The sequence below is a fragment of the Nocardia sp. NPDC056000 genome (assembly GCF_042269265.1).
Taxonomy (GTDB): domain Bacteria; phylum Actinomycetota; class Actinomycetes; order Mycobacteriales; family Mycobacteriaceae; genus Nocardia.
Window position 1 is genome coordinate 1 of the sequence record NZ_JBHJXS010000023.1, and the last position, 14339, is coordinate 14339.

Annotated in this window: 8 protein-coding genes; 1 reads left to right on the top strand and 7 read right to left on the bottom strand. The window is 65.1% G+C overall.

All coding sequences use genetic code 11. From position 1 onward, the window contains the following. The coding region (locus tag ACFC4D_RS44480; protein ID WP_376072751.1) for an amino acid adenylation domain-containing protein at positions 1-4648 on the bottom strand (4648 nt) is incomplete at its 3' end. A gap of 107 nt (positions 4649-4755) precedes the next feature. After that, complete coding sequence (locus tag ACFC4D_RS44485; protein WP_376072754.1) at positions 4756-5805, bottom strand: MupA/Atu3671 family FMN-dependent luciferase-like monooxygenase; 1050 nt, start codon at positions 5803-5805, stop codon at positions 4756-4758. 441 nt (positions 5806-6246) lie between these two features. On the opposite strand from ACFC4D_RS44485, the gene ACFC4D_RS44490 reads away from it, so the two are divergent. After that, complete coding sequence (locus ACFC4D_RS44490; protein ID WP_376072757.1) at positions 6247-7425, top strand: cytochrome P450; 1179 nt, start codon at positions 6247-6249, stop codon at positions 7423-7425. A gap of 18 nt (positions 7426-7443) precedes the next feature. Here ACFC4D_RS44490 and ACFC4D_RS44495 read toward each other — a convergent pair whose 3' ends face one another. The 5 genes from ACFC4D_RS44495 to ACFC4D_RS44515 all read right to left on the bottom strand — a co-directional run bounded on the left by ACFC4D_RS44495 (position 7444) and on the right by ACFC4D_RS44515 (position 14323). After that, on the bottom strand, positions 7444-8490 hold the full coding sequence (locus tag ACFC4D_RS44495) for an alpha/beta hydrolase (RefSeq protein WP_376072760.1): 1047 nt from the start codon (positions 8488-8490) through the stop codon (positions 7444-7446). Between the two features lie 108 nt (positions 8491-8598). After that, positions 8599-9624, bottom strand: a complete 1026-nt coding sequence (locus ACFC4D_RS44500; RefSeq protein WP_376072763.1) for an alpha/beta hydrolase — start codon at positions 9622-9624, stop codon at positions 8599-8601. A gap of 410 nt (positions 9625-10034) precedes the next feature. Further along, the gene (locus tag ACFC4D_RS44505; RefSeq protein WP_376072766.1) at positions 10035-11129 is read right to left on the bottom strand and encodes an alpha/beta hydrolase; all 1095 of its coding nucleotides are present in this window, start codon (positions 11127-11129) and stop codon (positions 10035-10037) included. A 247-nt stretch (positions 11130-11376) separates the two neighbouring features. After that, positions 11377-13398, bottom strand: a complete 2022-nt coding sequence (gene zomB / locus ACFC4D_RS44510; protein ID WP_376072769.1) for a flagellar motor control protein ZomB — start codon at positions 13396-13398, stop codon at positions 11377-11379. Further along, complete coding sequence (locus tag ACFC4D_RS44515) at positions 13376-14323, bottom strand: decaprenyl-phosphate phosphoribosyltransferase (RefSeq protein WP_364637111.1); 948 nt, start codon at positions 14321-14323, stop codon at positions 13376-13378. Before ACFC4D_RS44515 ends, zomB begins: the two co-directional genes overlap by 23 nt. Positions 14324-14339 lie beyond the last annotated feature (16 nt).

Consider the following 14339-nt stretch of genomic DNA (forward strand, 5'->3'; position numbering starts at 1 on the left):
ACAACTCCGGCAACAACCCCCCCACCACCGGACGCCGCGTATCGTTCCACACCTCCAACACACGATGCCGCTCCACCGCGGACAACAGCGACACCCGGGAGAGCGGCGTATCCGGCGCCGCGATCACCGCTTCCACCACGCGCACCAGGCGCGCTGCGAGCAGTTCCGCGGTCTGCGCGTCGAACAGGTCCGACGAGTACCGCAGCACACCGGTAATGCCCCGGCAGGAGCGGTCCGCGTCGAACCGTTCGGTGAGATCGAATTCCAGATCGAGCTTGGTGGTATGCGCCCGCACCGGCTCCACCGCGATGTCAACGCCCGGCAGCGACAGCTCCGGCTCGGCGTTGTTCTGCAGCACCAGCATGGTCTGGAACAGCGGGTGCCGGTGCAGCGAACGCTCCGGATTCAGCGTCTCCACCAGCAGTTCGAAGGGCACATCCGAATGCTCGTAGGCGGCCAGATCCACCACCCTGGTACGCGCCAGCAACTCATCGAAGGACGGATCACCGGATAGATCGGTCCGCAATACCAGCATGTTCAGGAAGAAGCCGACCAGATCGTCGAGCGCCGCGTCACCACGGCCCGCGATCGGCGTGCCCACCACGACATCGGCACCCGCACCCAGCTTGGACAGCAGCACCGACACCGCCGCGTGCAAGACCATGAACGCGGTCGTTCCACGGGATCGAGCCAGCGCCAGCAACTCCCGATGCACCGGCGCCGTGAGCTCGATGCTCACCTCCGCGCCCCGGTAGGACGGTGTGGCCGGACGTAGCCGATCGGTGGGCAATACCGATTCGACCGGAAGATCGGCCAGCGCGTTCCGCCAATACGCCAGCTGCCGGAACATCTCGCTGCCGGAATCGTGACCGGAACCCAGCACCTGACGCTGCCACAGCGCGAAATCCGGGTACTGCACCGGCAATTCATGCCAGTCCGGTGCGGTGCCGGCCAGCCGTGCCGCCAGCGCCGTTGTCAGATCGCGCGCGAAGGGCGCCATGGACCAGCCGTCGGCGGCAATATGGTGCAGTACCGCGACAAGAACGAATTCCCTTGTTCCGGTGCCCGATTCGGCGGACGGTGATACCTCCGCGGCACCGAGCCGCACCGGCAATTCGCGGGTCAGATCGAAGCCACGAGCCGCGAAATCGGCTACCCACGCCTCGATTCGGTCCGCGGGCAGGCGCTCGGTGGCGAACTCCCACCAGCCGACCAGTTCCGGCAGCGACACCACCTGCTGCCGGGGTGTGCCGTCGGACTCCGGGAAGACCGACCGCAACGATTCGTGCCTGCCGACCAAATCCAGCAGCGCCCGCTCCAGCGACTCCGCGTCCAGCGCACCGCGCAGACGCAGCACAATCGGCAGATTGTATGCGGCGGAATCGGTTTCGAGTCGGTTCAGCACCCACAGCCGGTTCTGCCCGAACGACAGCGGTACCGGGTCCCGGCGCACCGTCGGGGTCAATGCGGGCCATCCAGTCGCGCGTGCGCCGGCACCCAGGCGCGCGGCCAGCGCGACCACCGTCGGCGCGTCGAAGAGATCACGAACTGTCAGCGCCACCCCGAGCACCGACCGCACACGGCCGATAAGTCGCGCGCCGAGCAGAGACTGCCCGCCGAGATCGAAGAACGAATCGTCGATGCCGACCCGCGCCAAGCCCAGGATCTCCGCGAACAGGTCGCACAGCAATTCCTCGTGCGCGGTACGCGGCGCGCGTGCGGACACCAGCGCCCCGAAGTCGGGATCGGGCAGCGCCCGGCGATCGACCTTCCCATTGGGTGTCAGCGGCAGCAGATCCAGCGGCAGCACGACCGCGGGAACCATATGCCCCGGCAGCACCCCGCTCAGCTCGGTGCGCAGACGTGCACCGTCGAGCACCACACCGCTCTCGGCGAGGACGTATCCGACCAACCGCCGGGCGCCGTCACCGTCGGCGCGCACCGCCACGACCGCCCGTGCCACTCCCGAGCAGGCGCCCAAGGCCGCCTCGACCTCGCCGAGTTCGATTCGGACGCCGCGAATCTTGACCTGATCATCGCCACGGCCCAGATACTCGAGCTCGCCGGAAGTGTTCCAGCGCACCAGATCACCGGTTCGGTACAGTCGGCCGCCCGTACCGAACGGATCGGCCACGAATCGCGCCGCGGTCAGCGCGGCGCGGCCGAGATAGCCGCGCGCCACCTGCGCGCCACCGATGTACAGCTCACCCACCACACCAGGCGGCACCGGGCGCAGCGCGGTATCGAGCACGTAGGTCCGGGTATTCCACACCGGTGCGCCGATCGTGACCGGGGCGCCGACCAGCGGTTGCGTAATCACGGCCGCGGTGTCGATGAACGCTTCGGTCGGACCGTAGGCATTGACGATCCGGGCGCCCGGGGCACGCCGCAGCACATCATCGGCCAGGGCGCGCGGCAATGCCTCACCCGCGAAGACGAAATTGCCGATGCGGCGGGCCCGCGGTCCCCGCTCCCCCAGCTGACCGAAAGCCGAGGGCACGGCATTGACGAAGGTGAACTCGAGATCCTCGGTGGTTCCGTCCCCGAGAGCGAGGATGTTCGGAACCAGATGGGCGCGGCCGCCGGTGGTCAGCGGCCCCCAGATCTCGAACGACGACATGTCGAAACTCACCGACGTCGCGGCCAGCGCACGCTCGAAGAACCCGTCGCCCAGCGTATTCCGCGCCCAGACCAGGTTGTTGACGATATTCCCATGCGTGATGACGACGCCCTTCGGCACGCCCGTGGAACCCGAGGTGTAGATGACGTAGGCGGGATGGTCCGGATCAAGCGGCGCACGCAGGTCGACGGCGCCGAGTGGCACCGAACTCGCCGCTGCCAGTTCGGAAATCACCTCGGGGGCATCGAGCACGATCGCCTCGACGCCGGTTCCGGCGCCCAGTCGCGCGGTACCGATGTCGGTGAGCGCCAGCCGCGGCGCGGCATCGGTGAGCATGAATCCGATCCGGTCCACCGGATACTCCGGATCGACGGGCAGGTACGCCCCGCCGGCCTTTAGCACCGCCAGCATGGCCACGATCAGCCGGTCTGACCTGGGCAGCAACAGGGCTACGAATGATTCCGGACCGATCCCGCGCGCTATCAGCAAGCGCGCCAACCGATTCGAAGCGTCGTCCAGTTCGCCGTAGGTCAGCCGCCCGCCGGCGTATTCGATCGCCACGGACTCGGGGACACGCTCGATCTGCGCGCCGATCAGCTCCGGCAGGGTGCGCGGCGGCACCTCCCGGGTGGTGTCGTTCCAGCCCAGCACCACCTGCCGCCACTGCTCGGAAGACAGCGGTAATAGTTCGGACATCGGCCGATCCGGCGTTGTCACCACCGATTTCAGCAGCCGCACGATGAAATCGGCGCAACCGTCGGCCAGGCCCTGCAGATCCGCCGCGGCCACCACCGACGAATTCGCCTCCAGTACCAGGCGAACCGAGTTCCGATGGTCGCAGTAGGTGACCACGACCGAGAGCCCACCCACCGGACCCGTGGTCAGAATATTGAACTCACCCCGCGCCATGCCGAGATCCAGGGCCGAATCCACCAGCAGCACATTGACGATCGGCCCGTACACCGATCCGAAGCCGCCGTCCTCGATCCCCAACTGCGACAGGATCTCCGCGGCGCGCAGCCGCTGATGCATCAGCCCGGAAAAGAGCTCGGTCTCGACAGCACCGAAGGCTTCGGAAACGGTCGCCACCGGATCCCGCTGGACCAGTACGGGGAGCACATTCGAGGTGGCCCCGGAGGATTTCTTGGCCGTCGGGGACAGCCGGGCCGTGACCGGCACGCTGAATCGGAACGCGGGCTCCCCGGACAACGCCGCCAGGTACAAGCCGACCGCGGACACCAGGGTCGATTCGGTGGACAGCAGCCGGGCCGCGCCGCTGCGTTCGGCGTCCGCACGCGTCGGCAGCACCGCGGCCGAGAATTCCGCGGTCGCGACGCTGGCGAGCGGATCCGGGGTGGTGTCGCCGGGAATAGGCAAGGCGGACACCGCAGTACGGATATCAGCGGCCCGATCCTGCCAGTAGCGCCGATCGCGCTCCTGTGCGGCGGTGCCGGCATAGGTCTGCTCGGACTCGAGCAGAACGCGCAGATCATCACGCCGGGTCGTCGTCACTTCTTCTCCGGCGGCAATCCGCCGGTAGATCTCGGCCACCCGGGTCGCCACCGTCATACCCGCATAACCGTCGAGCGCGATGTGGTGCGCCTGCATGAACCAGAACCAGCGCTGCGCACCCAGCCGCAGTACCACCATGTCGACCACGTCGGTTCCCCGAACATCCAGTCCCGCAACGACTCTCGCGCGCATAAATGATTGCGCGGCGGTCGCTGGATCGTCCTCGGCCGCGAGATCGACCACCTCGAACCGGTAGGTCGCGTGCTCGCCGAGCACCACTCGCGGCGCCGCGTCCGGGTCCTGATCCGCCCCCGGAAAACGCAAAGACATACGGAATGAGCCGAATTCCTCGGCGGACAACAACAGCGCCCGTTCCAACAGCGATATCTCGAATTCGCCCTCGATATCGAGATACTGGGCTATCGTAATTGCGGTGTCAGGCTGCATGATCTGACGGAGCCAGAGTTCCTGCTGCAGTGCCGATAGGTCGATGTCCGCGTTCTCAGTACGCTTCACGCTAATTCCTCAAAGACGCACGACTTCGCACTCGAGCCGCACCGGGCAGGTGGCAAGGGAGGCGGTCGCCGACTATCGAGGCCGGCCGGGACAGCGCTTGCCTACTATCAGGATTGAATGATTTTGTTGAGATCGGCGATATAGCCGAAGGAATCGCGCACGAGCGCGGGATCCACCCCGAAATCGACCAGACAGGCGACCTCATCGACGCCTATGTCGGCCAGCTGGTCGCACATATCCACGGCGTCGTCGATGGTCCCGAACAATGCGCTGCTGTCGAAGTAACGGTCGAAAGCGAAATCGACCATGCTCGCGATGTCATCGGGCGACAGCGAGTCGATATCCCGGGAGAATTCCGCACCGCCGGCCAGTTGCACCGCGCGGGCGATCAGATCGAAGGAGTCCAGCAGATACACGCTGAACGGTTCGCGCACGAGCTCGCGGACAGTGTCCCGGTCATCGCCCAGAAAGGTGTGCAGCATAACCACAACACTGGCGTTACGCTGCTCGGACTCGCACTGTGCGAGCCCCTCCCGATAGACCGCGATCTTCTCCGCCAGCCCGGTCAGGTTCTGGCCGATCAGATGTGTCAGGACGCCGTACCCGTGCTTGCCCGCGGCCGCGAACGTTTCCACGCTGCCGCCGCTGGTGAGCCAGATGGGAATGTCCCGCTGTATCGGATCGGGGTGGACGATGACCTCGATGTCGGTACCGACACCATCGATTCCGGTTGCGGGCTCCCCGCTCCACAACCGCCGGACTTTATCGGCGGTAGCGGTGACGGATTCTCTGCGATCCGCATACGCGCCGGGGTTGATAATGAAATCTTGTGCATGCCAGCCGGATGCGAAAGCCACCCCGGCTCGACCATTGGACAGATTGTCGATCATTGCCCAGTCTTCGGCAATGCGCAGCGGATTGTGCAATGGCGCGATAACGCTGCCCGCCCGCACCGCGATACGTTCGGTAATGGCCGCGACTGCCGCCGAAGTCACCGCTGGATTCGGAAAGATCCCCCCGAAACTATGGAAGTGCCGTTCCGGTGTCCATACTGCCGATAGCCCATTGCTATCTGCGAATCGCGCGCCATCCAGCAGCAATCTGTAGCCATCAGTACCGCCTGTAGCGCTACTGAAATAGAACAGGCTCAGATCCACAGCATTCCCCACTCCCTTCAAACTGCACCCCACCGTAGCCCAGCACTCCGCTCCTGCCAACATCGACGAGGGCCCGGGGCGGTCCGCCACCTAGCCGGAACCCTCCAGCTACCGGTAGCTGGAGGGGTGCTGAATTCATCTCAGCCACTGCGTATTCCGAGATCGGATCGCTCCGGGGCCAAATCGCGGCGGCTCCGAAAACCTCCGGCAACCTACGAGAAGTCACCCGCCGGTGACGTACCTATCAGAACAACGGTTTGATCCAGCTGGATCGGAATACCTTGGGCACCATGGACTTAACCGCCTACCACACGATTTCTCTTGCAGTGGACCATGATTCGCCTTCTGCAGGCTGGCCCCTGTTTCCGGAACGGGGGTACGATCCCCGCCGACCGGTGCAGCCGGGTCGGCAGTTGAATCCGATTGGAGACCTTCCCGAAGATGGACCTGGCAAATCCGGACCTCTACACCAGCACCGATCGCTACACCATGTGGCACGAGTATTCGCAGTCCGACGCGGTCGTATGGAGCGAGCCCGGCCTGTCTCCCAGCGGATTCTGGTCGGTGTTCTCCCACCGCGACAGTGCTGCCGTGCTGTCGCCCAAAGCGCCTTTCACCTCCGAGTACGGCATGATGATCGGATTCGACGCCACTCACCGCGATAATTCCGGCGGCCGCATGCTGGTGACGACCGACGGGCCGAAACACACCGATCTGCGCAGGCTGATCACGCCGTTTATGTCCAGGCTGCGCGAACCGTCGCTGGAATCGGTACTGGGACAAGAGATCACCCATATCATCGAGCGATTGCGTGACGACTCGGCCACCGATATCGCGATCGATATCGGCCCGCGGCTACCGGCCGCGGTGGTCTGCGAAATCATCGGCGTTCCAGAGAGCGACCGCGAATTCCTGATCAAGCTCACCAATCACGCCTTCGGCGGGCACGAACCGACGTTCGATAAGATGACCTCGTCCGAAGCTCACACCGAGATTCTCTTCTACTTCTATCAATTGATCGCCGACCGCGAGGACCACCCCGCCGACGATCTGATCAGCGCGCTGCTGTCGAGCGGACTCGGCGCCGACGATATCGTCATCAATTGCGATAACGTCCTCATCGGCGGCAACGAGACCACCCGGCACGCGGTGACCGGCCTGTTCCATGCCCTCGGAACGCATCCGGAAGCCTGGCACGCGCTGCGCGACGAACCCGATTCGATTGCCCCGACCGTGGAGGAATTGATCCGCTGGATCACCCCCGCCGCCCACGTGCTCCGCGTCGCCACCGAAGACACCACGATCGGCGCCCAGCCGATCCGCGAAGGCGAGGCCGTGGTGGTGTGGCTGCCCGCCGCCAATCGCGACGCACGCGTCTTCGACAATGCGAACGCGCTGGTGCCGGATCGAAAGCCCAACCGGCACCTGGGTTTCGGCACCGGCCCGCACCACTGCCTCGGTGCCGCGATGGCCCGCCTGGAACTGGCCTCGCTGCTGGGCGGCCTGCGGGAACAGATCGACCGCATCCAGGTCGCGACTCCGCCGACCTGGATGCGGTCGAATCTCGTACAGGGTTACACCAGTTTGAAGGTGTCGATCGATTGGGCGCCCGGGCACTGAACCCTGATCGCGGTGCGATCAGCCGATATTCGCGGACATATCCGGAATCATGCGATACGCCTCTTCCTGCCAGTTGGTCCAGGCGTGCAAGCCCTGGGGCGGGAAGGAGTAGACGACATTCCGGGCCCCGAGGAAATTCATCTGGGCCTGGAATGCGCGGGTGTTGGCCAGCGCCAACGTTTCCAGCGGCGCACCTCGGACCAGGCGATCGGCGGCGGCACCGATCGGAATGTTCAGATCCGCGTCCATCGGTGTACCACTGCCGGCCGCGATCCACAGACGGGTGTTGTTGGCGATCAGGGTCGGGGCGAAGACGAACGGGTCCATATGCAGCCACTGCGGACCCCACGGCGGCGCCATGGAGTCGACGTTGTATCCGCCCGCATCGACCATGGCGACTCGAATGAGCTCACGCATGCTCGGTGCCGAGATGTTCAGATAGCCGGAGAACGAGCCCGCATAGCTGAACTGATCGGGGTGATACGCGGCCAGCGTCAGAGCCGCCGAGCCGCCCATGGAAAGACCGAAGACGCCATTGCGATTGGGGTTGAAGCCCAATCGATCACGCAATGCCCAGCGCAGCTGATCGGTCAGGAAGGTCTCCCAGTCGTACCGGTAGCTCTTCCCCGGACCCCCGCCCAGCGCCTCGGTCGCGCCCGAACCGGTATTGGGCGCCGAGGAACCCGCTCCCGCCGGAAGACCGAAGAACGAACTCGGCGCGGCCCAGTCGGCGTAGAAACTGGACTCGCCGCCGACCGGCATGACCACATTGATATTCCAGCTCGCCAGCACGTCGGCGACGTTGGTGTCGTTCTCCCAGCCGTTCAGGAGCTCGGTGGCACGCTGCCCGTCCAGGGCGTAGACCACCCGATCGGTATTGCCGTCGGCCGCGCGCAGAACCCGCGTCTTGATCGGACCCATGACCGGAGAGTCGACCCAGAAGTCGAAAGCCGCCGGCGTGAAGGCCGCGGTAGCGGGCGGGGATCCGACCACTGTCACGCCCAAAGGCAGCAAAAGTATCGACGCTACTGCCAGGACCACCCTTTTAACGCCCGTACCTCGCATCGACCTAGCCCTCTCGTTGGAGCACAACCGATCCTTGAACAACTGATCTTCTTCGATGCGAGGCAACTATCGGATGACCAACCGGGCGTGTTAAGGGTGTGTCGCGATCTAACCGATGTTGTTGGAGAGGTCCGGAATCATCCGATAGACCTCGGCGGCCCAATTATTCCAGTTGTGGACACCGGTGGCGGGAAAGTCGAAGGTGACATTGCCCGCGCCGATGGAGGCCATCCGCACCTGGAAGGCCCGGGTGTTGGCCAGCGCCAGCGCCTCGAGCGGCATGCCCTGGATAACCGACATGACACCCGAGACATCACCCGGACCCGGGATGGCACTGGCGGCGGACACCCACAGCCGGGTGTTGTTGTTCTTGAGCAGCGGCGCGAACACGAACGGGTCCATGCGCAACCACGCCGGGCTCCACGGCAGCGCCATCGAGTCGATGTTGTAGCCGCCGGCGTCCACCATGGCCAGGCGCAGCGCCTCGCGCATGCCGGGCGCGGAAACGTTCAGGTAGCCGGAGAAGGAACCCGCATAGCTGAACTGGTCCGGGTTGTAGGCGGCCAGGGTTAGCGCGGCAGAGCCGCCCATGGACAGACCGAAGACACCGTTGCGGGTCGTACTGAAGCCCAAGCGGTCGCGCAGCGCGTTGCGCAGATCCCGGGTGAGGAAGGTCTCCCAGGTGTAGCGGTAGCTCTTGCCCGGACCACCGGCCATGAGCTGGAAGGCGCCCGAACCCGATGAGGAGCCCGCGGCGGAACCGGAGGAGGACAGCGACCCCGAGCCGGTGCCGCCGGGGACGCCGAGGAAGGTGCTCGGCGCGGCCCAATCGGCGTAGAAGCTCGACTCGCCGCCAACCGGCATGACGACATTGATGTTCGCGGCGGTGAGCGCACGCGCGACATCGGTGTCGTTCTCCCAGCCATTGAGGTCCGTGCGGGCACGCATACCGTCGAGCGCGTACACGACGCGCGAGGTGTTGCCGTCAGCCGCACGGAAGATGCGGGACTTGATCGGACCCATACCGGTGGACGAATCGACCCAGAAATCGAAGGCGGACGGATCGAACGCGGCGTTCGCCGTGCCCGCCCCCACGCCTGCCGCCGACACCCCGAACGGCAGCAGCAGAGCCATCGACACTCCGAGTACCGACTTCTTCAACCATCCGCCGCTCGATCTCCGACGTCTATCCTGCTCGCCTCGCATATTCCCGTACGGCCTTTCGCATTGTCGTGTCCACGGCGTGCTTGTGACCGCGGTGGGCGTCTCGGGCACCCTATCGTGCGTTGGCTAACCAGGCGTTATCAGATCGATATATATGTGACCGGGACCACTGAATCGCGATTTATGTCGAATACCCGCTGGTCAATACAAGGAGAGGCACAAAGTTTCACGCTGCTGATCACCGGTATCGCTCATCACCATCAGCCGCACGAACCCCTCGCACACCTTCAGCATCCGGGGGCATCGAGATGCCGGGGACATGACGAAGGCCCCACGGTGAATCACCGTGGGGCCCCGAAGGTTTCGTGCTGGAAACGAAATCAGCCGATATTGGCCGAGAGATCCGGAAGCATCCGGTTGAGCTCGTTCTCCCAGTTCTTCCAATTGTGTACACCCAGAATCGGGAAGTCGTACGTCACATTGCCGTAGCCGAGACTGGCCATTCGCACCTGGAACGACCGCGTGTTGATCATCGCGATGGTCTCGATCGGCATGCCCTGCACGATCGACATGAGCCCGGTGATGTCACCGGCGCCCGGGAGACCACTGGCCGCCGCGATCCAGAGCCGAGTGTTGTTGGCCTTCAACCGCGGTGCGGAGACGAAGGGATCCATCCGCAACCACTGCGGACCCCACGGCGGCGCCATGGCATCGACGTTGTACCCGCCCGCATCGAGCATGGCGACGCGGACCGCCTCCCGCATACCGGGAGCGGACAGATTCAGCAGACCGGAGAACGACCCGGCATAGCGGAACATGTCCGGGTAGTACGCGGCCAGGGTCAATGCGGCGGAACCACTCATGGACAGTCCGACGACACCCATTCGGGTGGTCTGGAAACCGAGACGGCCACTCAGCGCGTTGCGAAGATCCTTGGTCAGGAAGGTTTCCCAGGTGTAGCGGTAGCTCTTGCCCGGGCCGCCGTTGAACAGATCGAACGCGCCCGAACCGGTGGTGGATCCGGTGCCCGCGGGTACACCGGCGACGGTGCTGGGTGCGTTCCAGTCCGCGTACCAGCTGGATTGGCCACCGATCGGCATGACCACATTGATATTGGCGGCGGTCAGCGCTCGCGACACATTGGTGTCGACCTCCCAGCCGTTGAGATCGTCACGCGCCCGCTCGCCGTCGAGCATGTACACCACTCGACTCGTATTGCCGTCCGCCGCACGGAAGATGCGGTTCTTTATCGGACCCATGCCGGCGCTGGACTCGACCCAGAAATCGAAGCCGTCGGGATTGAACGCGGCCTGCGCGGTTCCCTCGATTCCCTGGACTCCTGCCACCGACACCCCGAACGGTAGCAATGCCGCTATGGCCAGGCCCAGCGCCGATCTTCTCAGCCAGCCGGAAGATCTCGAACGTCTCCGCTGCGCCCGAATCGGCCGCGTTCCACGCACAGTCAAGCCTCGCATACTCCGTCCGGCCTTTCGTCCATGCACCCGAGCCCCCCTGAGCCGGAGATGCCCGAACGCGTCCAGCGACAATCGTTGCGACACAACAAAATGGGCCGCTCCGCGTGTACTCGATGAGCGTATCGCGGAACGGCCCTGCCGGCGTTACCAAAACGAGATGGCTTAACTCAAAAACGTTGCAAACCGGTCACTTAGACCGCGGAACTGTGTTATTCCACTGCCGTCGAACCGTGTTCAACCGCCGGTACTATCGCGGCGGCAACGTCGGATCGACCAGACCGCACCGTTCGATCTCGTACTTGGGCACCCGATCGATCCGGTACTTCGAGAAGCCCAGCGACTGCATCACATTGTGCCGCCAGCGATCGAAGGTCAGCGGCGATCGCGAGGAGGACAGCAGGTCCTGGGTGGCCGGGCAGCTCAGCGCGACCCGCGCCTGCGCCACCCACTTGTCGTCCATGTACCAGGGCAGCCACGGATGCCTATCCACCATGCCCGCGTCCACCACGACCCAGTCCGGGTAGAGGTTCTTGTCATGGCCGATGCGGCCGTCCTCGAGCCGTTCGGTATGCGCCGCAAGCGGATACGCCAGCCCCATCTGATCGATGACGCGCACGCTCAGCGGAACGTTCATGCTGGTCATGCCGAGATTCAGGAAGAACACGGTATGTCCGTTGCCGCCCGGGGCGATGGGCTCCGGCGGCGGTGCGATGTACCAGAACATGAAGGACGGCGAATTCAGCAGCAGGCCGCCGTCGGGGGTGTTGGCGATATCGCGGACCATGGCGCGCATGCGCGGATAGTCCAGGTAGTCCTCGGCGCGGATCGGATGATCGTGACCGGTATTGAGGACGTAGTAGATCCGCTCGTCCACGATGCCGGTGGAGCTGATCTTGGTTCCGGTGGTGATGGCGGTGGTGTTGGCCGCGAACAGCGCCCAGCCCGCCGTACCCAGGAATCCGGCCAGCACCACCACGAAAGCCCAATCCCGGCGGCGCATTTCGCGGGTACCGGCGAACAGGCCGCGCGGTATCCGAATCGGCAGCACGGCCACCGGCAGGATGAGGCAGAACAGCTGCGGCAGCAGCATGCGGCCGTGCATGAAGTCGCCACCGACGCGGATCTCGTAGACGGTCAGCAGCAGACCGCTGCCGACCATGAGCGCGACCACGGCGGCGGGGGTGTGCAGCCATACGCTGAAGCGGTGAATCCGAGTGCGCCAGCTCTTGTCCGGCGTTCCGGCCGTCTCGTCGTCATCAACGGCGTGCCGACCGGTCTCGTCGTCTGCGCGTCCCGACCACACCGCGAACGCCGCGGCGACCGCGAGCAGCGCCAGCGGAATCAGCAGCCAATACGGTCCGGCGAAATTCCACAGGTAGACGAAACCCTGCTTCCACTTCGCGCCGCCCGCGTCCTTGGCCACGGCCGTATTCGGGTACGGCAGACCGTAATAGCCCATCCGCCACACCTGGTAGACGATCGGCACCAGCCCCGCGACCGCGACGATGAGCGCGCGGAACACGATCGGCCGCAGCCGGGTCTCCGGCAGCGGCGCGCAGAAGATCATCAGCAGCGCCAGCGCGCCAACCAGGGTCATCTCCGGGCGGATCAGCGGCGCCAACCCGGCGAAGAACACCAGGCCGAAAAACCCTGGCAGCCGGACCCGTTCGGCCTGACTCCAGCGAATCAGCAAGTACCACAGCACCGCCAGATAGGCGATGACCAGGCTGGACTCCAGACCCGAGGTGGCGTAGTCGCGGGCCGGGGGCACCGCGATGTAGACCAGCGCACCGGCCGGAAGCAGCAGCGCCGATCCGGTGCCGCCCCACAACCGGGCCGCACCGAGCATGGCGAAGACGATGGCCAGCACCGACAGCGTGAGCGCGATGCCGAGCACCACGTACTCCAGCCGCAGATCGGTCAGCCAGCTGAAGAACCAGACCAGATAGGTCCAGGCGGTGCTGGTATTGGTTTCGACGCGTTCACCCGCATTGAATACCGGGCCGTTGCCCGCCATCAGGTTTCGCACCGTGCGCAGCACGATGAGGCCGTCATCGGCGATCCAGCGCCGCTGCCAGCCTCCGGCCGCGAATAGGGTCGCGGTCAGCACGATCCCACCGACGAAAACGGTGCGGGATAGTCGCGAGAATCTGCGCGCGGACGGATCCGTCGCACGCCGATGGGCGCGCCCGAGCGGCAATTGTGCCGTAGGCGCGCCCCCCTCTCGCTCTTCTCCCTCTACCACGTCAGGTGAGATAGACAGCGACACCTACCGCTCCGATCCAGGCGATTGCGAGGAACTGGAGGACCCGGTCCCCCAGGGCGATCTCTTCGGGTTCACCGGCTTCGCCGCCGTCCACATCCACCGCGTAGCGCAGGACCGCGATGGTGAACGGGATCATGGAGATCGCGAACCAATCGGTGTCCTTGACCCGGCCCTGTTCGAACGCCCACAGCCCGTAGAACACGACCACCGCGGTGGCCGAGACGGTCCAGACGAAACGCAGGTAGGTCGCGGTGTAGTACTGCAGCGACTTGCGGATCTTCGCGCCGGTGTCGAGCGCGATCTTCAGCTCCGCATAGCGCTTTCCGGCCGCCATGAACAGCGAGCCGAACGCCATGATGAGCAGGAACCATTGGGACAGCTTGATATCCGCGGCCGCGCCGCCGGCCACCGCGCGCAGCAGGAAGCCGGAGGAGACGATGCAGATATCGAGCACGGCCTGATGCTTGAGGCCGAAGCAGTAGGCGAGCTGGATGGCGATGTACACCGACATCACCACGGCCAGATGCCAGGACGCGAGGAACGAACCCGCGATGGATGCCACCAGCAGCACCGCGGACAGGCCGTAGGCCAGATTCACCGGCACCACACCGGCGGCGATGGGCCGGTAGCGCTTGGTCGGGTGGGCCCGGTCGGCCTCCACGTCCAGCGCGTCGTTGACCAGGTAGATACCCGACGCCGCCATACAGAACACCACGAACGCGATGGCGACGTGGCCGAGCACGGACGCGTCGGTGAGCACCAGATCACCGGCCGCGGTCTTGCCCGCGGCCAGCGGTGCGGCGAGCACCAGCACGTTCTTGACCCATTGACGCGGGCGCATGGCCTTGATCAGGCCGCCGCCCAGCGTCTTCGGCGGTCCCTTGACGACCGCCTCGTCCAGCTCGGTGCTGGTCGGCTCTTCGCTCATGTCAACAAGGGCTCTT

What these genes read in the sequence shown, in the direction of transcription:
- ACFC4D_RS44515 (WP_364637111.1), bottom strand. Translation starts at nt 14,323, where the DNA reads ATGAGCGAAGAGCCGACCAGCACCGAGCTGGACGAGGCGGTCGTCAAG.
- ACFC4D_RS44500 (WP_376072763.1), bottom strand. Translation starts at nt 9,624, where the DNA reads ATGGCTCTGCTGCTGCCGTTCGGGGTGTCGGCGGCAGGCGTGGGGGCG.
- ACFC4D_RS44495 (WP_376072760.1), bottom strand. Translation starts at nt 8,490, where the DNA reads ATGCGAGGTACGGGCGTTAAAAGGGTGGTCCTGGCAGTAGCGTCGATA.
- ACFC4D_RS44490 (WP_376072757.1), top strand. Translation starts at nt 6,247, where the DNA reads ATGGACCTGGCAAATCCGGACCTCTACACCAGCACCGATCGCTACACC.
- ACFC4D_RS44505 (WP_376072766.1), bottom strand. Translation starts at nt 11,129, where the DNA reads ATGCGAGGCTTGACTGTGCGTGGAACGCGGCCGATTCGGGCGCAGCGG.